Raw genomic sequence first — 19,752 nt, forward strand, 5'->3', positions numbered from 1 at the left:
GACCCCCCTCCGATGACGATCACCCCCACCGTCGGTTCCCTGGTCTCCGCCCGAGGCCGTGACTGGGTGGTGCTGCCCGAAAGCGCCCCCGACATGCTCGTGCTGCGCCCCCTGGGCGGAGCGGACGACGACATCGCGGCCGTCTTCCCCGCCTTCGAGAAAGTCACCAGCGCCCAGTTCGCACCCCCGTTGGCCGCCGACCTCGGCGACGAACGTGCCGCAGGCCTGCTCCGCTCGGCCCTGCGCATCGGCTTCCGCTCCGGTGCCGGCCCCTTCCGCTCGCTCGCCGGGATCGCCGTCGATCCCCGCGCCTACCAGCTCGTACCGCTGATGATGGCGCTGCGCCAGAAGACCGTACGGATGCTGATCTCCGACGACGTCGGCATCGGCAAGACCGTCGAGGCCGGTCTGATCGCGAGCGAGCTGCTCGCCCAGGGAGGCGCGAAGGGGCTCGCCGTACTCTGCTCGCCCGCGCTGGCCGAGCAGTGGCAGCAGGAGCTGCGCACCAAGTTCGGCATCGACGCCGAGCTGGTGCTGGCCTCCACGGTCTCCAGGCTGGAGCGCGGCCTGGACCTGGGCCAGTCCCTCTTCGAGCGGCACCCCCACGTGGTGGTCTCCACCGACTTCATCAAGTCCACCCGGCACCGCGACGACTTCGTCCGGCACTGCCCCGACCTGGTCATCGTCGACGAGGCCCACACCTGTGTCGCCGCCGACGAGAACAGCTCCACGCAGAACCAGCTCCGTTACGAGCTTCTCCAACGCGTCGCCGACCCCAAGGCCGGCCGCCACCTGCTGCTGGTGACGGCGACCCCGCACAGCGGGAAGGAGAGCGCGTTCCGCAACCTGCTGGGCCTGGTCAGGCCGGAGCTCGCGACGGTCGACTTCGGCTCGGAGGAGGGCCGCAGGCTCCTGGCCGCGCACTTCGTGCATCGCAAGCGGGCCGACGTCCGCCGGTTCCTCACCGTGAACGACGGGTTGGCCGACAACAGCCTGGCCGAGGAGACCACGTTTCCCTCGGACCGGTACTTCAAGGACGAGACCTACAAGCTCTCTCCTGCCTACCAGGCCCTCCTCGACGACGCCATCGCCTACGCGCGTGAGCGGGTGACCGCCGCCGGTGACCGGGGCAGGCGTGAGGCCCGGATCGCCTGGTGGTCGGCGATCGCGCTGCTCCGCTCCCTGGTCTCCTCACCGCGCGCCGCCGCCCAGACGCTGCGCACCCGCTCGGCGGCGGCGAAGGCCACCACCGCCGAGGAGGCCGACAGGCTCGGTGCCCCCCTGACCAGCGACTCCTCGGAAAACGACGCCCTGGAAGGTCTCGACGTCGCCCCCGGCGCGGAGATCGGGGAGGTCGCGGAGATCGGGGAGGTCGCGGAGGCCGGGGGGATCGCGGAGACCGGGGAAGCGGGCACACGGCTCGCCGAACTGGCCGACAGGGCGGCCCGCCTGGAGGGAACGGCCGGTGACCTGAAGCTGGCGGCGCTGGTCAGGCACCTCAAGAAGCTGCTGGACGAGGGTTACCACCCGATCGTCTTCTGCCGCTACATCCCGACCGCCGAGTACGTCGCCGAGCACCTGGACGGCAAGCTCGGTAAGAAGACCGTCGTCCGGGCCGTCACCGGAACCCTCTCCCCGCAGCAGCGCCTGCAGCGCATCGAGGAACTCGCCGACGAGGCGGGCGACGACAGCGCGGCCCGCCGCGTCCTGATCGCCACCGACTGCCTCTCCGAGGGCGTCAACCTCCAGCACCACTTCGACGCCGTCGTCCACTACGACCTGGCATGGAACCCCACCCGCCATGACCAGCGCGAAGGCCGCGTCGACCGCTACGGCCAGAAGAGGGACATCGTCCGGGTCATCACCCTCTGGGGCAGTGACAACGGCATCGACGGCAAGGTCCTCGAAGTCCTCATCAAGAAGCACCGCCAGATCCGCAAGGACCTGGGCATCTCCGTCTCCGTTCCCGACGCGGCCTCCTCCGGGGTGACCGACGCGATCGTCGAATGGATGCTGATGCGCGACCGGCAACGCGGGCAGGAGACGCTCTTCGGCCTTGAGGAGCTCGGCGCGATCGACGACAGGGCCGCCGACTTGGAGACGGAGTGGAAGTCCGCCGCCGAACGCGAGAAGACGTCCCGCTCCCGCTTCGCCCAGCGTTCCATCCACCCCGAGGAGGTCGCCCGCGAGGTCGCCGCGATCCGCGACACCCTGGGACGGTCGGGTGAGACCCACGACTTCGTCCGGCATGCGCTGGCCGCTCTCGACGGCGTCCTGCGCGACGACGCGAGCGGCACCGGCGACTTCACCGCGGAGGTGAGCGGCGCTCCCGCCGGGCTCCGCGACGTCCTCGCCCCCGTTCTCGGCGGCGACGCCGTCGAGCTGGGCCGTCCGGTCCCGTTCCGTACGACGGCCGCGGTGGCGCGCGGTGAGGCCGCCCTGGTCCGCACCGACCCGGTGGTCGGCGCGCTCGCCGGTTACGTCCTCAACGCCGCCCTCGACGGCAAGGCCGAAGGCCCCCGCCCGGCCCGCCGCTGCGGAGTGATCCGCACCAGAGCCGTCGGCAACCGCACCACGCTGCTCCTGGTCCGCTACCGCTTCCACCTCACCTTGCCGTCCAGGTCGGGGGAGCGGGAGCTCGTCGCCGAGGACGCCCGGCTGCTCGCCTTCGAGGGCTCACCCGCGAACGCGGTGTGGCTGCCCGCCGAAGCCGCGCTGGGGCTGCTCGACGCGACCGCCGACGAGAACACCGACCCCACCTTCGGCGAGCGCACGATGAGCCGCGTCCTGGACGGCCTGCCCACCGTGACCGCACATCTGGAGGCGTACGGCGTGGAACTCGCCGACGAACTCCTCGCCTCGCACCGCCGGGTCCGCAGCGCCTCCGGCGAGATCGTCCGTGGGGTGGACGTCACCGCGCAGAAACCCGCCGATGTTCTCGGCGTCTACGTCTACCTGCCGGCCTCCGGCGCCGTCACCCCCACCGTCACCGTCCCCGGGGGAGCAGCCTGATGTCCGCCACCGTCCGCAACCAGGTCTTTTCCGCGGTCCACACCATCGGCGGTCTCATCCCCGCCGACATGCTGGTCCGCATCTCCGAGGGCAGGGACGTCAAGGGCTCCCTGCCCACCGACTACCGCGTCATCGGCTCCCGTTCGGTCCGCGACGACGCCGAGCGCCACTGGGACTACCTCAAGTCGGTCTGGAGCGAGCTGCGCGCGAAGCTCCTCGTCGCCCCGGAGCTGGAGGCCCCGTCCGACCCCACCGGCGTCGCGATCACGCAGTGGCTCGAACCGCTCTTCATGGAGCTCGGCTTCGGCGAACTGACGGCGGTCGGAGCGGCGGGCATCCCGTCCGACGACGGCGGCAAGATCTTCGCGATCAGCCACCGCTGGGGCCGCGTTCCCCTGCACCTGGCCGCCTGGAACGCCGCGCTGGACAAGCGTCCGGGCGGCGCGGGCACGGTCCCGCCGCAGTCCCTCGTCCAGGAGTGCCTCAACCGGACCGACGCCCACCTGTGGGGAGTCCTCACCAACGGCCGCCGGCTACGCCTGCTGCGCGACTCCAGCGCGCTCGCCACCGCCTCGTACGTCGAGTTCGACCTGGAGGCCATCTTCGACGGCGAGCTGTTCAGCGAGTTCGTCCTGCTCTACCGGCTGCTGCACTTCTCCCGCTTCAGGATCGAGGAGGGCCAGGCGCCGTCGACGTGCTGGCTGGAGAAGTGGCGCACCGAGGCGATCGCGTCCGGCACGCGGGCGCTGGAGAACCATCGCAAAGGAGTCCAGAAGGCCATCACAGCGCTCGGCACCGGCTTCCTCAAGCACCCCGACAACGCCGACCTCCGCAAGAACCTGGACGTCGACGCCTTCCACGCCGCGCTGCTCCGCCTCGCCTACCGGCTGATCTTCCTGTTCGTCACCGAGGACCGGGACGCACTCCACCCGCCCGGGACGGACGACAGAGCCCGCAAGCGATACGCGGACTACTTCTCCTCCGACCGGTTGCGCCGCCAGGCGAGCCGCCGCCGGGGCACCGCGCACACCGACCTCTACCAGGCTCTGCGGATCGTGCTCAAGGCACTCGGCGACGAGAAAGGCCGTCCGGAGCTGGGCCTGCCCGGCCTCGGCGGGCTCTTCGACGACACCGCCGCCGACGCCCCGCTGCACGGTTTGTTCCTTTCCAACACGCACCTGCTGGAGGCGGTACGCCACCTCGACCGGGTCCGCGACGTGAACTCGGCCCGCTGGCGCCAGGTGGACTACCGCAACATGGGCTCGGAGGAACTCGGCTCCATCTACGAGTCGCTCCTTGAGCTCGTCCCCAAGCACAGCGCCGTCGACCGGACCTTCGAGCTGGTCAACCGCCTCGGCAACGACCGGAAGAAGACCGGCTCGTACTACACGCCGAGCTCCCTGATCGAGACCCTGCTCGATTCCACCCTTGACCCGGTCATCGACGACGCGCAGAAGCGCGGCGAGCAGCGGGCCTCGGCAGCGGGGGAGCCGGACCCGGCCGAGAGCATCGTCGCCGAGCTGCTCTCCCTGACCGTCTGCGACCCGGCCTGCGGCTCCGGCCACTTCCTGGTCGCCGCCGCCCGCCGGATCGCCAAGCGCGTCGCCGCCGTACGGGAGCGCAACCCGGAGCCCACCCTGGACGCGGTCCGGCACGCCCTGCACGAGGTCATCGCCCGCTGCGTGTACGGCGTCGACCTCAACCCGATGGCCGTCGAACTCGCCAAGGTGTCGCTCTGGCTGGAGGCTCTGGAGCCGGGCAGGCCGCTTGGCTTCCTTGACGCGCACATCAAGCACGGCAACGGTCTGATCGGGGCGACACCGGTCCTGCTGCGCGACGGCATCCCCAGCAAGGCGTTCAAAGCGGTTGAGGGCGACGACGACAGGTACGCGAAGTTCCTGGAGAAGCAGAACAACGAGGAACGCGCGGGACAGGGCGGACTGTTCGACCTGGCAGGAGAGACGAAGGTGGCCAACACCACCTTCGCCTCCGGCTTGCGCCGCATCACCAACGCCCCCTCCGGCACCCTCGAAGAGGTCCACCGGCAAGCCGCGGACTACCGCAAGTGGGAGACCTCCGCCGCGTACGTCCACGCCGTGCACGTGGCAGATGCCTGGTGTGCGGCGTTCATGTGGCACAAGACCAAGGACGCGCCGCCCCCGGTCACCTATGACGTCTTTCGCGCACTCCAGGATCCGGACGCCACGGCCGCCTCGCAGGCGACCCATGATGAGATCGTGCGGCTCCGCGATGAGTACCGCTTCTTCCACTGGTACCTGGCGTTTCCCGATGTCTTCACTGTCCCTGACGACGGCGCGGGCGTGGACCCCGCTACCGGCTGGGCGGGCGGTTTCTCCTGTGTACTGGGTAATCCGCCATGGGACAAGGTCGACTTCGAGGACAAGAAATATTTCAGCGTCGTTGACCCCTTGATCGCCGCGATCTCCGGGACTGCGCGGCGGACCCGGATCGCCGGGTGGGCGAAGGAAAACCCGGAGGCGGGTAAGCGCTACCAGGCGGAGCGTCGCAAGGTGAAGTCGACTTTCCTCTTCGCGGGCGGTTCAGGGGCGTACCCGCTGTGCGGCAAGGGCCTCACTGTCAAAGGCGTCAACTCGCTCCAGACCGACCAGCTCTTCGCCGAGCGATTCGCCTCCATCGCCGCGCCCAAGGGTCGCTTCGGGTGCATCATCCCGACGGCCATCGCGACGGGCGCTGGGGCGCAGCACCTCTTCAGCGACCTCACCCGGCGCGGCGCCATCGCCTCCCTGTACGACTTCGAGAACCTCAAGCCGCTTTTCGTGGGAGTGCACTCCAGCTACAAGTTCTGCCTGCTCTCGATGACCGGCCGGAAACTGCGCGAACCGGCGGCGAAGTTCGCGTTCTTCCTTGAGGACACGACCGACCTCGACGACTCCAAGCGCGTCTTCGCGCTCAGTCCCGAGGAGATCGCCCTCATCAACCCCAACACCGGCACCCTCCCCATCTTCCGCACCCGCCAGGACGCTGACCTCACCGTTGCGATCTACCGCCGTGTCCCGGTCCTGTGGAACGAGACCGAGAAAAACGGCAACCCGTGGGGCATCACCTTCAAGAACTTTTTCAACATGACCGACGACTCCGACCTTTTCCGCACGCGGGATCAGTTGGAGGCGCAGGGGTGGGAATTGCGCGGGAACGTGTTCATTCGGGGTAAGGAGCGCATGCTGCCGCTCTATGAGGGAAAGATGGCCCACCACTTCGACCACCGCTGGAACTCTTACTACGATACGGGCAATGAGGATCGCCGTCGCCTGACATTTGATGAAAAGCAGAACCCATCGGTGGCAGCCGATCCCCGCTACTGGATCGCAGAGAACGGGCTAATCTCAACCATTAGGAAGAACAAGGAGGTCGAGATCCCGGGTATTACCCTCCGCTTGGAGGATGTGGGTTGGGGCCGGGACTGGCTCTGTGGTTGGCGTGACGTGTGTCGTACGACCGATGAGCGTACGGCTATCCCCGCCTTCCTCCCGCGCGCGGCTGTCGGCCACACGTATCCTCTGATGCTGCCACGTGTCTCACCTGTCCTGACTGCTGCCCTTGTCGCTGCTCAGAGCTCTCTGGTCTTCGACTTTGTGAGCCGCCAAAAGGTGGGTGGCATTCACATGGCTCTCATGACGTGGAAGCAACTCCCCGTTCCCGCTCCCCAGAGGGTGGAATTCCACACATCGTTCCTCGCCCCCCGCGTTCTCGAACTCGTCTACACCGCCCACGACATGGCCGGACTCGCCCGTGACCTCGGTGACTCCGGTGCCCCCTTCAAATGGGACGAGAACCGCCGAGCCCAGATCCGTGCCGAGTTGGACGCCTACTTCTTCCATCTCTACGGGATCAGCGCCTCCGATGTGGACTACATTCTGGAGACCTTCCAGACCGAGAACGGCGGTCTCAAGAACAACGAGATCGCCAAGTACGGCACGTACCGCACCAAGGACCTCGTCCTCGCCGAGTACGACCGCATGGCCGAGTCCGGCGTAAGCCTCACCACCACCCCCCTCATCGACGGCGAGAACTACACCTCCACCCTCACCCCACCTCCCGGCCACGGCCCCCGCCATCCCGTGGCGCACACCACAGCCACCGATCGAACGGAAGGCGAAGGAGTCTGAGGCCCCGGGCGAGCCCCCTGAGTTCCAGTGACGTATATGACAGGCTGCTTCGGCTATACGCCCAACATGCATATATCAGCATTCGTCGACGGGAAGCACCTTTTGGTCCACCGCATATCTACAGGCGGCTTTTCATTGCCGCCAGAATTGGAATAGCCTCGATCTTCTGTTGGCTCAAGCTGTCCCAATAGAGCCCTTGTGGTCGGCGCTGTGGTCCGCACTCGATGACCTCATCCGGCGTCACGATCAGATCGACGCTGAAGTCATGCTTGGTTTCCGGCAATTCGTCGTCAACCACCTGCAGAGAGTGCACCGTCGTCACGATTGTCGTCTCAGGCCCGATTAACCCCGCCTCTTGTAGCAGGGCTACCTCGATGTCGGAGTAGCCGGCGCCCTTACCCAGCCGGACACCACGCCGGTTGACCGCGACGCTGCCGCACACGATCAGATCGACTGGCCGCATGTCGCCCACGCCGATCTTGCGTGCCACGGTCGCGGCCACCTTGCTCGACGCGGCTTCGGCCGGAGGTACGGTCAGCGTCGCCGGATCGAGTAGGTAGAACGGCAGTTCCTCGGCCAACTTGGGCACGGCCATGTAGACCAACCGGTTCTCAGCGAGTGCCCGTACCCGGACCGGGAGCTGCGCCTTGTCCGGTACGGACTTGATGACCTGGGCGGCCTGCCACACGGGCAGCTCGGCTAGGCGGTCGGCGGCTGCCTCGGCTCCGAAAAAGGCGGGGATACGGCCGTGGACACCGGGCGGCGCAGCCCGCTCGCGCTCCAGCAGTGCCCACACTCGCTCGCGGATCGCCTGTTTGGCCTGGTCGATGTCCAAACTGGTCAACTTCGCTCCTTACGCCGCTGCCATAAGGGTGAGTAGGCGGTCGTACACGTCCTGGACGACCGGCATCCGTCGCCAGGGACGCAGTTCACGGCCCGCTCCGAAGACGATGCCGAGCCCACCACCACCCCAGGTCATCTCTACCACTTCTATAGCGCTGTGCAGCCAAGCCGCGGCCTCGTCGAGCTTCTTCTGACGGATACAGGCGAGGGCCAGATTGCCGAGCACAATCGCTTGGGACTTCGACCGATCGCGGAGGGCTTGCGCGATACCTTCAAGGATTTGTTCAGCGCGTCCGGCATCGTTGAGGAACAGGTAGCAGGAGCCCGCCAACCGGCCATGTTGGGTCGGCGAGAACAGATCAGCCGCCGCATCCGCAGCGCCGATCTGTTCGAAGTGCACCTGTGCCCGGCTCAAGGCCTGTTCGCAATCCTGCCGTTGCCCGAGCATGGCTCGCGCCTCCGCCGCGTGCAAGGTGGCGAGGCCCGCCAGGACGTGGCTGTTGCCTTTGACAGCCTCAGCTGTCTGCATGGCGAGTACCAATCCGGCCTGCGGGTCTTTCTCGCCGTAGAGGGCAACGAAGCTCGTCCGAAGCAAGGCCAGCCCTTCGGCTGTTGGCTCGTGGATCTGCCGCGCTGCTTCCACGGCTTGCCCGAGGTAGGCGCGAGCCGTGGCGTGATCGCGGCGCTGTGAGGCGTCCCAAACAAGCTGACCCATGAGCGTTGCCGCTTCGGCCTCGACCGCGAACAGTTCGCGGCGCACTCGGCTTGTGGCGGCGTGCGCTCTGAGGAAGCTGACCTGCCCCAAGCACTGCCCGGCATCAGCCAGTAGGGAGGTGGACGGTGCCCTGTCGTAGCGCACGTCAAGTTCTTGCACACGCTCGCGCAGCCGAGCCACAGCTATCAGATCGACACTGCCGGGGTGTTCGAGGACGTGATTCAGTCGCTCATCGGCAACCGCTTCGGGTTCTCCGGCCTCGGTGAGCAACTCGTCAAGCTGCTCGATGGACACCTGGAGGGCGCGCGCCAGCTTCGGACGCAACCAGGGCAACGGCTCGGTCTCGCCTGACTCCCAGCGCGTCACCGTCGACCGGTCGATGCCGAGCCGTTCGGCCAATCGCTCTTGGCTGAAACCCACGGTTTTCCGGCGCTGAGCGAACCGCTGTCGCCGTGATGCCACGTCTTCCGCTCCCTTCCGTCAGTTCGGGACGCGTTTCCGCTGGTCAGAGGTCTGAACGCCGCAATCCTGAGACAACGGTGCGGTGGTTCCGCTCTGGTAGGTCTCCGCTACTCCCTGTTGTATTCAGGTTACGGTGCGCAGATGCCAGGAGGGAAGCGGCTATGAAAAGAAAGGATTAGTTGCTTCTTTCGATTTTGATCCGTTTTCGACATCTCATACCACGGCAGCCGTAAAGGGTCACGGGTGGGCCGCTCATGAACCGGGACGGTTTCTTGTGATCGACAACAGTTGGCCACTCATAGAGAGGGTGACAACGGTCATTGAAGATATCCGTACTCGGCTGGCCTCGTCATCGCGAAAGGGTTAACGGAGATATGACGGTGCTACCCGTGCCCAAGGCAATACCACTCGCCAAGCTTGGCAACCTCGCGAAAGGTCGACGGCAGGTGAAACTGCGAGCCGGTGTGGTCGGTCTCGGCAAGCAAGCCTTAGATGACCACATTCCGGGCCTCCGTTCGTCCGATGGCGCCGAGCTGGTAGCCATCTGCGATGAGAACTCCGAGATCGTCCGCGAGCATCAGTACCAGCTCCGTGTCAACGGCTACACCGACTTCCGGGAGATGTTCAGGACCGAACAGCTCGACATGGTGATCGTCACCGTACCGCACCACATCGGCCGGACGGTTATCGAGACTGCAGCCGAATATCGCATTCATGTGCTGAAAGAGAAGCCGTTTGCCACCAGCATGAGCGAAGCGCAGGAACTCGCCAAGCAGTGCGAGGAGTCCGGCATTCAGCTCATGGTCACGCTGCAACGCCGCTTCAATCCGATCTACACCAGCTTCACGCAACTTGCCGACCAGATCGGCACGCCATTCGTCGTGGACGCGCAGTACACGCTGTTCATTGACGACCCCTCCGAGGGCTGGCGCGGCCTGACCGCCAAGGCCGGTGGCGGCTGCATCATCGACATGGGATACCACCTGATCGACATGATCCTGTGGTACTTCGGTCTGCCGGATCGTGTGCTGGCTGACGTCTCGGTGGGTGCCCGGCCGGATCGTGAATACGATGCCGAGGACACCGCGCTCATCCACTTCGGCTACGACAGCGGCCTGTACGGCTCACTGCTGCTGTCGCGCTTCATCGGCCCGAAGACCGAACGGATCCGCTTGGTCGGCAGCAAGGGCATGGTGCACCTGGAGCGCGGCCGTATCCAGAGGCTCACCAATGGCGGCGACGTCATCGAATCACTGTCGCGTGAGCAGGCATGGCCGTCGGCGGCTACCTGCCAGATCGACTACTTCTGCAGGGTCATCGAGGGCTTGCGGCCGAACACCAGCGGCCCGAAAGAGAACTTGGCGCACATGAGTTTCATCGCTGCTTGCTATGAGTCCGCCAAGACCCACGTCTACATCAACCCCAAGGAGATGCTGTGAACTCACCCCTGGCGCTGCTCGGTGGTGCACCGACCATCACCCAGCCCGGACCGCACTTCACCTGGCCACCGGGTGAAACCACCGCGGCGGCCGTGCTGAGCCAACTCGGGCAGGGTATCTCGATCTACAACCGCTCGGGCGTCATCGAACTGCTGGAGAACGAGCTGTGCGACTACCACGGCACCGCGCACGCCATCCTCACCAGTTCAGGTACAGCGGCGCTCCATTCGATGTACGCAGCCTGCGAGCTCGGGCAGGGAGATGAGGTGATCGTGCCCGCGTACACGTTCTTCGCCACGGTTACGCCACTGCTGCACCTGGGCGCGGTCCCCGTCCTGGCCGACTGTGACGAGTCCGGCAACCTCGATCCGCATGACGTCGTACGACGGATTACCCCGAGCACCAAGGCCGTGGTCGTCATGCATATGTGGGGACAGCCGGCCGCTATGCAGGCGCTCAAAACCATCACGGACGAGCACGGCCTGATGCTCCTGGAGGACGGTTCGCATGCCCACGGCGCAACCGTCGACGGCCAGCGGATCGGCACCTTTGGACGTGCCGCCGCCTTCAGTATGAACGGACCCAAGCCGCTCTCAGCCGGGGAAGGTGGCTTCGTCCTGACCGACGACGATGAGGTCTACTACCGCGTGCTGCTGCACAGCCAGTACAACAAGCGGTGTCGCGGCGAACTGCCATCCGGCCACCCGCTCTACCGCTACGCCACCACCGGCATGGGGCTCAAGTCTCGCATCCACCCGCTGGCAGCCAGCATCGCCCTTGATCAACTCGGACATCTGGACGACTACCTGAAAGGACGTGCCACCACTGCGGCGTATCTGTGCGAGCGCCTGTCCGAGTTGCCGGGCATCATCGTGCCGGAACGGCCGCTCGGCGTGCGCGCCTCCTGGTACGGCTTGCCGCTCCGCTACGTCACGGATGAGCTTGACGGCCTGCCCATCGAGCGCTTCTACGAGGCGCTGCACGCCGAGGGGTGCCGCGAGGTAGATCGGCCCGGCTCGACCTGTCCACTCAACCTCCTTCCGCTGTTCCAGGAGCCGGGGCCACTGTTTCCCGAGTACAGCGAAAGGCTCAACTATTCGCCTGGCGCTTTCCCGAAGGCCGAGGCGATTCACCACAACACTCTCAAGCTTCCGGTATGGCACAGGGAGGAGGATATGTCGCTGGTCGATAGCTATATCGAGGCGTTCCACAAGGTGGCCGAGAATTATCGCGATCTTCTCTAGGACAAGGAATCATGGATCAGTCTTCTCTTCTCGAAGAACTCAGTGCCGAGGCCGAACGCGACGGTGTTCAGCAATTCGTCGTCGGCGCGGTCGTGCAACACGACGACAAGGTGCTTCTCCTCCGGCGACCGGAGGACGATTTCATGGGCGGTATCTTCGAACTGCCTAGTGGCAAGGCCGAGGCGAGTGAAGCGCTGGACTCGGCACTGATTCGGGAGGTCAAGGAGGAAACCGGCCTCGACGTCGCCGCTATCCGCGACTACCTGGGCAGCTTCGACTACACGTCCGGCAGCGGCAAGAAGAGCCGTCAGTTCAATTTCGCCGTGGACGTGACCGCTGCCGAACCCATCAAGCTCCAGGAGCATGACGCCTACATCTGGAGTGCGATCGCCGACGAGCCGCCCGTGACGGACGCGGTGAAAGACATTATCAGAAAGTATCGAGAACTGCAGGGTGAGTAGCCGAATTTCCTTAGCGAGATTGCGGCATCACATCGGTAATTCGGCTGCGGGGTCACCGCCATAATTTGACCTCAAAGTAGAAGTAGCTCGCTCAAGCGGCGCACTTCGTAATGCACGCGTAGCGAGGGCGATTTGTATTCGAGATGGCATGAGAGATACCCGCTCGGCTCATCGCAGTTGTATCCGTGCATCGGGTGGACGTACTCGCGGTTCTACTTAATGCGCGGCCCGTCCCACCAATTGGTGTAATGCGCTCGTTTCGGCCATGGCGAGCGGAGACAACCCCCGGCGTCCTCGGGCGTGGTGACTCAACCACCCGCCCGAGGACTGGATCAGGAACTCGGAGCCCTCTGACCTATGAAGAACCCTAGCTTCATCCCTCCACATCCCGTAAGAGACGACAAGAACACCCGGGAGGCGTGCTGGGATATGCCCGCCGATCCCGAAGTGGTCGGCAAGGCGCGGCGGCTGGCGCGGGAAGCCCTCGTCGCCTGGGGCATCTCCGCCGTCACGGAGGGCGTGGCCATGGTCGTGTCCGAACTGGTGAGCAACGCGGTAGTGCACGGGCGGGCGCCGATCACCCTCTCGCTGCACCGGCACGGGCGGATCGTGTGCGGGGAGGTCACCGACCACGGCGCGGTGTGGCCGACCCCGCTCCTGGCCGGTCCGGACTCGGAGCACGGTCGCGGGCTGGCGATCGTCGCGGCCTACGCGGACCGGTGGGGCGTGGAGTCCGCGCCGGGGGGCAAGACCGTCTGGTTCGTCTGCGTGGAGCCGGGATCTCGGTGAGCGGCCCGCTGCCCATGCTGGACCTGCCCGGCGACGTGCGTGTCTGTGCGCGGTGCGGCACCTGCATCGTCACGCTGGCCGCCGCCGTACGCCTGATCTGGGCCGACATCACGGACGACGTGATCCCGGCCGAGGTCGTCGAGCAGATCACCGCGCCGGTCGCCGATGTCTGGGTCGACGTGCTCTGCAACCCGTCCTGCCCACCGGGCGACCATGAGCCGTACCCCGGCTGACTCGACGCCACCACACCGGGCGGCCCTCCCCGTCCGGTACCGGCCGCAGGGCGCCACCACCTCGTCTCTGACCAAGAGGTCAGACGTTCAGCCGCTGAGGTCGGCTTCGATGTCGCTCATTTTTCGAACCAGTCGCATGTTCCCCGGGACACGGATGAACCCGTACTTCTCATAGAAGCGCGCCGCCTCCTCATCGAGGGCGTCGACGACGATCAGGCGAGCGGCCACGCTCCGAGATGACTCCAGGGCCGTGCTGAGAGCGTGGACGAGCAGGCGACCGCCCAGGCCGCCGCCCTGCAATGTTTTGTGGAGTGCCAGTCGCGCCAGGATGACGGCGGGAATCTGGCTCGGGCCGCCACGGCCTGCCTTGGAAGGGACCTCGTCTTTCTGCAGCAGATGGCCGGCAAGGGAATAGTAGGCGACGACGTCGTGCTCCCCATCCGAGGTCCACACGAAAGTACGGGCGGTGCGGTTCCGTTCAGCCTGCAGGGCTGACGTGCTCAACCAGAAGTTCAGCTCCTCCTTCCCGCAGTCGAACGAATCCATGCGGTGCTGCTGGTTGAGCGGCTGAGGATCATACACCGTTACTTCCTTTTCGGAATCTCTCGGCTTTCCCGGGCGGCACGGGCCAGTGCCTCGTTCCGCTGCGGGGGAGCGTCGAGTGAGTCGATGATCGCCTCGAAGAAGTCGGGAGGCACCACGGTGATTCGTTCATTGCGCATGACCTCTTCGGCCGCGTCGAGGGCCGCGTGCAGAACGAACCCGGTGACGGTCTCCCGTCTGGCGCGGGCGGCTTGTTCGATCAGGTTCTTGTCTTCCGTGCTGATGCGGACTTCGAGTCGGCTTCTGGTGTCGTGCCTGGGGGAGGCGGTGCTGCCTGGCGCGGGACGGGTCATGACTACTGGCTCCTCCACAGCGGGTGTCGGCGTTGCGCCGGCACCGGTCGGGCGGTCGGCGCCGCAGTGTGCGGCGCTGTTCAACCGCAGGGAGATCACTCCCCGCCGCTTAGGTTCTGTACGGACAGTGTCCGTACAAGTTGGCTGGATGTCAAGGCGGAGCACAGGGCGTCCGGATCCCCGCTAAAGAGGTCTCGCCTCGTACAGCCCACGTATAGGGAAGCCGCCTTCCTGGATCGTGGCTCGTCGGTCTGGCCGTTGTTCAGCCGATGACGGCGCTCCACGCGCCGCGCCGCAGGTGGATCGTCCCGTCCGGAGTGACACGGGCCAGGGCGCCGTACAGCGGGAGTTGCCCGTGCCGCAGCCAGTGGTCACGGACCTCGTCCAGCAGGTCCCACAGGCGACGCGGGCCACCCTGATGCACCACGGGCGGCGTGTGCCGGGTCTGCTCGGCGCGCCCCCATGACCCGTCCTCGTGGAGCATGATCGCGGTGCGGGTGTCGCCGTCGGTCTCGTAGTGGTGCTCGATGTCGGGCGCGGCGAGTTCCAGCATGGATCGCACCTCCCATGACTCGATCACGTCCAGCACCGGGAAGCGACCCAGGTCGACGTCCTCGCCGTCCTCGATCCGGGCCCGTTCCAGGAGGGCTCGGTCCCGGGGCGGGTAGTCGGCGCCGGCGCGGGTGGGCATGAACATGGCCCAGTCCCGCTCGACGCGACCGATCGCGCCGCCGTCCTCGGTCTTCGTGGCGGTGAGGATGATCGACGTGTTCGTGATGGTGGTGGCGAGCCGTCCCCCGGCCGGGAGTGCTGCCAGCCAGGAGGTGGGGACCGGCCGCACCGACACCATGGCGACGATCCGATCCACCGGCCCCGGCAGAGAGCCGGTGGCGTCGCCGGTCACCATGGACGGCCGGTGGCCGAGTTCGGCCAGCCGCTCCCCGGCGGCCTTGACGAGGTAGGCGTCCACGTCGATCGACGTGACCCGGGCCGCGCCGAGACGGGCGCACAGCAGGGCCGTGCCGTACCCGGAACCGGTGCCCACGTCCAGGACGGTGGAGGTGTCCTCGACGGCGGCGTGCTCCAGCATCTGCACGACCAGGGTCGGCAGTGTGGACGAGGACGTCGGTTTGCCGGTCGGATTGTCCTCCGGTGCGGCGTGGTCGGCGTGCAACGTGCCGACCTGGGTGACGAGGCTGCGGTCGCCGTAGGCGGCGCCCATCCAGGCCTCCGCCTCGCCGGGCCCGTCCTGCAGGGTCCACGCTCCGTTGCCGGCGGCTTTCCACCAGCGGGGTACGAACGTGTGCCGAGGCGTGCTCGCGGTGGGGGTTCGCCACGGTGATCCGGGGCGGGTGACACGCTCGGCGAGCGCGGAGGCGTGCGGGATCCAGTCCATGGTCAGGAGTCTGCTCCCGCGGTACCGGCCGTCGCCACTGTGCGGCGACGGCGGGGGATGGTGACCGGCAGCAGCACCGGAGGCGGGGCGCTGCTCTCCGCCGGAGAGCAGTCGTTCCTGTCGCTGTTGGGGATGCTCGCGCGGACCATCCCGCTGTCCCGGGCCGTAGGTGGGGAGATGGTCTCGGCCGGGGAGCAGTCGTTGCCGTCGCTGTCGGGGTTGCACGCCGTGCTGGGGCGTCGGCGCGGCACCTGGGCGAGCAGGTTCCGCCACGCGGCACCTGTGAAGATGTCCACCAGCGGCGTCCGGCGGACGTTGCCCGCCGAGGGCAGGAACCGCGACAGTACGCACATGCGGACTTCGCCGTCGCAGGAGATGGCGGCGCGACCGTCGCCGCACCTGCCGCACAGCTCTGCCACGTTCGGCGTTGTGCGTGCCGGTACGACGCCTCGGCCGACACCACGCACCCGGTCGACGCGGACTCGGGTGACGCCGAGCCGCTCCAGTTCAGCGCGGGCCTGCTCGGTGCGCTGCCCGTCGCCGAGGTCGATGATCCCGACTCGGAGAGGGATGCCGCGGTCGAGTGCCTCGATGATCGCGGCCCGGGTACGGGCATGGCTGCCTGCTCGCCGAGTGAGCCGGTCGTGCTCGGCAGGATCATCGCTGTAGTAAGAGGTCGCCAGTTCGACACCGGGTTGGGAGAGCACCTGCCACAGCGGAGGGGGGATGTGCAGGAGGTTGGAGAACACCTCGATCTGCAAGCCGTTGCCGATCGCATGGTTGAGCAGATGCGCGAAGTCGGGGTGCATGGTCGGCTCGCCGCCGATGAGCTGAATCTTGCGGATGCCGGCGGCCGGCGCGGAGGAGATGAGCTGCTGCCAGTCGGCGGTGCTCATGGTGCCGTGGCCCTCGGTGGGCCCGGAGTGGGCGTAACAGTGCGCGCAGATTCTCTAGGCTATTCATCGTTGTCGTCTTCGATCTTGTTTGGAGCGGTCGGTGGAGATGGAGCAAGAGGAGGTCGACAAGGCTCGCACCCGCCAGCGCGTCCCCGTTTTCACCACCGCGTTCATCGCCCGGTTCCAAAACGACCCGGACTGCGTCGCCGCCGAGACCGATCTGGACGTGGCCGTCATCAAACGGCTCCTGGTGGGTGAGCAGGACACGGTGCTGGCCTCCTGCACCGATCACCTCGCCAGCCCACACGCCGATCCCGGGCTGCCCTGCCCGGCTTCGTTCCTGTCCTGCCTGGACTGCGAGAACGCCCGAGCACTTCCCCATCAGCTGCCGGTGCAGCTCGCCGCGGCGGAGCGCATTGCGGCTCTGCGCCCGCACCTGGATCCGGTGGTTTGGGATACGCGTTTGCGGCCGCGGCTCGATCAGCTCGAAGAGATCGTGAACACCTACACCGCCGCCGAACGGGAGCAGGCTCGCCGTGAGGTGACCAGCCGCCAGCAGCAGATGATCGACGAGTTCCTGGAAGGACGGTGGGACCTACGATGACCATGGGAAACCTCGCGCTGTCACTCGAGCAGAACGTCCCGCGCTGGCCCGATGACGATGTGGTGATTCTCCGCAATCGCGTCGTCAGGCCCGGCACACCTCAGGAACGGCTGTCCAGGTTCGATGATGCTGTCTGGGTCCTGCACCCCGCGCACCCTGACGCCCACCATGGCGTCAACAGCCTGCACTGGGAGAGGTTCCCGCCGCACCTGGTCTTAGTGTTCAAGACGTTCACACTGGCGGTCCTGGACCACCCCTATCCGCCGGTCCTGGCGATCGAACGGCACAGCCAGCGCATGGCCATCGACACCGTCGCTCTTACCCTCAGGGACCTGCGGGTGTTCGCGCAGTGGATGGCCGATCAGGGCTTGGAGAGTTTGCCGGAGGTGTCGGGCAGCAGGCTCGATGCCTACCACAGTCACGTGCTGGCACTGGCCACGTCCGCGTCACGTAAGGCCAGGCTGCTGAACTCCATCCGGATGTTGTGGGGTTACCGTGATCTCCTCCCCGAGCAGAGCAGACTGCCCGAGGCCGCCCCGTGGAACGGGGCCAGCGGTCACGGTCTGGCCATGGTCCCGCCCCGGGGAGGCGGCAACAAGACCCCACGGATCGCCCCGGCGACCATGGAATCCCTGCTGGCCTGGTCGCTGCGGATGCTGGAGGACTTCGGTCCCGACATCGCCGACGCCTGGGAGGAGTACAACCAGCTCTGCGACGGCACTCACTCGTCCCAGCGGCGCTTCGCTGGCGTTGCCCGTCGTGACTGCCTGGCGATCTTTCTCGCAGACGCGAGGGCGGAAGGAGTTTCACTGCCTGGCCGGCTCGGCCAGGATGGCGCCGTTGAAGTCGACGAAGCACATTTGCTGCGGCTTTTCGGCGGCAGGCGCGGCCGTCTGGGAGTTCGCTTACTCCGGCAGGTGCGAGAATCCGGGCTGCCCATCGCGGCCGGCAGTTTCCTCGGCACCATCGGTGGGCAGCTCGACGGCCGACCATGGCGGGATCGTCCGATCACCGTCGATGAGGTTCATGATCTGGTGCGGTTCCTCACGGCGGCCTGCTTTGTGATCGTCTGCTACTTGTCCGGGATGCGCCCAGGCGAGGCTCTCAACCTGCGGCGAGGTTGCCGGGATACCGATCCGGACACTGGCCAGCTCCTGCTGGTCGGTCGCGCCGGCAAGGGAAGCGACCGGCTGCCCTCGACCGGCGCCGACGATGTCTTGACGCGGCCCTGGGTCGTTGTCGCTCCTGTCCACGGCGCGATCGCCATGCTGGAGCGACTTGCCCCGCACCCCTTCGTGTTCCCCGCCAGCATCGTCGCCGCCCAGGGCAGGCGCAGCGCTGACCAACACGCCCGGGTATCCCGCTACATGACCCGTGACCTGGAGCAATTCGCCAACTGGGTCAACACCGCCTTCGCCGGCCCGGACGGCGAATCACCGATCCCGTCGGACCCGACCAAGCACATCCATGCCAGGCGCTTCAGAAGGACCCTCGCCTATTTCATCGTCCGCAAGCCGCGCGGGCTTATCGCCACTGCTCTTCAATACGGACATGTCAGCACGCGAGTGACTTTGAATTACTCGGGCACCGCCGACACGACATGGATGGAGGACCTCGCGGTGGAGCGGCTGGAACTGGTGCTGGAGCAGACCGACCGCGACTGGACGCTCCTGGCGGGCGGCGAGCACGTCAGCGGTCCCTCCGCAGCCGAATACCGTGACCGGATCGCCCGCGCCCGCAGGTTCGAGGGCCGGGGCGTTAAGTCGGCCCGCAACCTGGAACGGCTCTTGGCCCAGGCCGACTCCAACATCCACCACGGCGAGGCGATGACCTGCGTCTGGCGGGCCGAGACCGCGGCCTGCCGCAAAGCCAAGATCGAGCAGGGGCTGCCCTCCGACGACGCCCCCGACGAATCAGAATGCCGCACGACCTGCCAGAACCTGGCCTACACCGACCGTGACATCCAGCAGATCCGCCAGGAGGCAGCTGCGATGGAACAGGCTGCCGCGGACCAGCTCACACCCCGCCCGATCCGTGACCGGGCAGCCGCTCGTGCCGCGCAACGACGAGCGATCATCGAACGCCACCAAGCCTCCCGGCCCACAGCCGGAACGACCGAAGGCGAGGACCAGTGAGCCGTACTCCCCGGGAACGGGACGCCGAACACGCTACGATCCGGGCCGCCGCTGACCGGCTGCTGACTGGGACGCCGCTGAGGTCAGTATCGGGAAAATTGACCGTCAGCGAGCTGATCACCGAGTCCGGGCTGCGACGCGACGTCGTCTACTCCGACTACCGGGACCTGGTGGAGGAGTTCCAGGCTCGCGTCAAAGTTCAGGACTCTACCCCGCTGGCGATGCAGGATCTCGCTGAGCAGAACGCCAAGCTGAAGGAGAAGATCACCGAGGTTGCGGCCGAGCTCGCCAAAGAACGAGCCGCCGGGACCGCGCTACGCAGGGCGGTCGCTGAACTGTCTCTTGAACTCCAACAGGCCCGTGAAGAGCTCGCTTCGGTGGGGAACGTCGCTCGGCTTCCAGTTCGCGGCGGTGGAGAACTGATCGGACCGTGCTGACGCAGCGGAACAGGCTCCCGAACTGGATCGCTGCTGGTCGCG

At 66.7% G+C, this 19,752-nt stretch carries 16 protein-coding genes; 10 read left to right on the plus strand and 6 right to left on the minus strand.

Annotated elements, in window-relative coordinates; genetic code table 11:
• Window positions 1-12 precede the first annotated feature (12 nt).
• A complete protein-coding gene (locus OIE13_RS05350) occupies window positions 13-3,012 on the plus strand; it encodes a DEAD/DEAH box helicase (RefSeq protein ID WP_326642320.1) in 3,000 nt (999 codons plus the stop codon).
• A complete protein-coding gene (locus OIE13_RS05355) occupies window positions 3,012-7,160 on the plus strand; it encodes an Eco57I restriction-modification methylase domain-containing protein (protein WP_326642318.1) in 4,149 nt (1,382 codons plus the stop codon). The genes OIE13_RS05350 and OIE13_RS05355 overlap by 1 nt, the downstream gene beginning before the upstream one ends.
• A 118-nt stretch (window positions 7,161-7,278) precedes the next feature.
• Here the strand turns inward: OIE13_RS05355 and OIE13_RS05360 are convergent, their stop codons facing one another.
• Window positions 7,279-8,004 (minus strand): 5-formyltetrahydrofolate cyclo-ligase, encoded by a 726-nt coding sequence (locus tag OIE13_RS05360; RefSeq protein ID WP_326642316.1) that lies wholly within the window; start codon window positions 8,002-8,004, stop codon window positions 7,279-7,281.
• Between the two features lie 9 nt (window positions 8,005-8,013).
• A complete protein-coding gene (locus tag OIE13_RS05365) occupies window positions 8,014-9,180 on the minus strand; it encodes a helix-turn-helix domain-containing protein (protein WP_326642314.1) in 1,167 nt (388 codons plus the stop codon).
• Between the two features lie 374 nt (window positions 9,181-9,554).
• On the opposite strand from OIE13_RS05365, the gene OIE13_RS05370 reads away from it, so the two are divergent.
• The 5 genes from OIE13_RS05370 to OIE13_RS05390 all read left to right on the plus strand — a co-directional run bounded on the left by OIE13_RS05370 (window position 9,555) and on the right by OIE13_RS05390 (window position 13,346).
• Window positions 9,555-10,619, plus strand: coding sequence for a Gfo/Idh/MocA family protein (locus OIE13_RS05370; protein WP_326829617.1), 1,065 nt, complete (start codon window positions 9,555-9,557; stop codon window positions 10,617-10,619).
• Entirely contained in the window at window positions 10,616-11,863 is a 1,248-nt protein-coding gene (locus OIE13_RS05375) for a DegT/DnrJ/EryC1/StrS family aminotransferase (protein ID WP_326642310.1), read from the plus strand. The genes OIE13_RS05370 and OIE13_RS05375 overlap by 4 nt, the downstream gene beginning before the upstream one ends.
• 11 nt (window positions 11,864-11,874) lie before the next feature.
• Complete coding sequence (locus tag OIE13_RS05380) at window positions 11,875-12,324, plus strand: NUDIX domain-containing protein (protein ID WP_326642309.1); 450 nt, start codon at window positions 11,875-11,877, stop codon at window positions 12,322-12,324.
• A gap of 429 nt (window positions 12,325-12,753) precedes the next feature.
• On the plus strand, window positions 12,754-13,113 hold the full coding sequence (locus OIE13_RS05385; RefSeq protein WP_326642307.1) for an ATP-binding protein: 360 nt from the start codon (window positions 12,754-12,756) through the stop codon (window positions 13,111-13,113).
• Window positions 13,110-13,346, plus strand: coding sequence for a hypothetical protein (locus OIE13_RS05390; protein WP_326642305.1), 237 nt, complete (start codon window positions 13,110-13,112; stop codon window positions 13,344-13,346). Before OIE13_RS05385 ends, OIE13_RS05390 begins: the two co-directional genes overlap by 4 nt.
• 87 nt (window positions 13,347-13,433) lie before the next feature.
• On the opposite strand, the gene OIE13_RS05395 is transcribed toward OIE13_RS05390, so the two are convergent.
• From OIE13_RS05395 to OIE13_RS05410, 4 genes are all read right to left on the minus strand, one after another.
• Entirely contained in the window at window positions 13,434-13,892 is a 459-nt protein-coding gene (locus OIE13_RS05395; protein ID WP_326642302.1) for a GNAT family N-acetyltransferase, read from the minus strand.
• 38 nt (window positions 13,893-13,930) lie between these two features.
• Window positions 13,931-14,242, minus strand: coding sequence for a type II toxin-antitoxin system TacA family antitoxin (locus OIE13_RS05400; protein ID WP_326642300.1), 312 nt, complete (start codon window positions 14,240-14,242; stop codon window positions 13,931-13,933).
• Window positions 14,243-14,504: 262 nt separating this feature from the next.
• Window positions 14,505-15,638, minus strand: a complete 1,134-nt coding sequence (locus tag OIE13_RS05405) for a methyltransferase domain-containing protein (RefSeq protein ID WP_326642298.1) — start codon at window positions 15,636-15,638, stop codon at window positions 14,505-14,507.
• A gap of 2 nt (window positions 15,639-15,640) precedes the next feature.
• Window positions 15,641-16,585, minus strand: coding sequence for a radical SAM/SPASM domain-containing protein (locus tag OIE13_RS05410; protein WP_326646850.1), 945 nt, complete (start codon window positions 16,583-16,585; stop codon window positions 15,641-15,643).
• 49 nt (window positions 16,586-16,634) lie between these two features.
• Between OIE13_RS05410 and OIE13_RS05415 the strand changes: the two genes are divergently transcribed.
• From OIE13_RS05415 to OIE13_RS05425, 3 genes are all read left to right on the plus strand, one after another.
• A complete protein-coding gene (locus tag OIE13_RS05415) occupies window positions 16,635-17,138 on the plus strand; it encodes a hypothetical protein (protein ID WP_326642296.1) in 504 nt (167 codons plus the stop codon).
• Window positions 17,135-19,273 carry an integrase gene (locus tag OIE13_RS05420; protein WP_326642294.1) on the plus strand — a complete coding sequence of 713 codons (2,139 nt, stop codon included), beginning with the start codon at window positions 17,135-17,137 and terminating at the stop codon, window positions 19,271-19,273. Before OIE13_RS05415 ends, OIE13_RS05420 begins: the two co-directional genes overlap by 4 nt.
• 98 nt (window positions 19,274-19,371) lie before the next feature.
• Window positions 19,372-19,710: a hypothetical protein gene (locus tag OIE13_RS05425; protein WP_326642292.1), complete on the plus strand. Its 339-nt coding sequence runs from the start codon at window positions 19,372-19,374 to the stop codon at window positions 19,708-19,710.
• Window positions 19,711-19,752: the final 42 nt, after the last annotated feature.

The organism is Streptosporangium sp. NBC_01810 (assembly GCF_035917355.1).
GTDB lineage: Bacteria > Actinomycetota > Actinomycetes > Streptosporangiales > Streptosporangiaceae > Streptosporangium.